This window comes from Streptococcus sp. CCH8-H5, assembly GCF_001556505.1.
GTDB lineage: Bacteria > Bacillota > Bacilli > Lactobacillales > Streptococcaceae > Streptococcus.
Genome location: NZ_LSIZ01000013.1, coordinates 1 through 238 on the forward strand (window position 1 = coordinate 1; position 238 = coordinate 238).

1 protein-coding gene is annotated in these 238 nt (G+C 36.1%); it reads right to left on the bottom strand.

The window, feature by feature from the left end; translation table 11 throughout:
• Positions 1 to 137 (bottom strand): glycosyltransferase family 2 protein (locus AX663_RS10540; RefSeq protein WP_141760009.1); only part of this gene is annotated, 137 nt, incomplete at its 3' end.
• Positions 138 to 238: the final 101 nt, after the last annotated feature.

Here is a 238-nt window from a genome sequence, read left to right on the forward strand (position 1 = left end):
TCAGCTCCACTACCGTCATCGACTAGAATAATGTCAAACATTTGATTTTCCTTATCCCGAATATTTTTCAAAAGTTCCAACAAACGGTCATCAGGTTCATAGGCAGGAATGACAATAACAACATCTTGAAACATCATCGACGTTCTCCTTTTTGACTTTTATTTTCGTACATTTTCTTATCAGCTATTACAAATAACGGTGCAAAATCAGCTCCACTACCGTCATCGACTAGAATAAT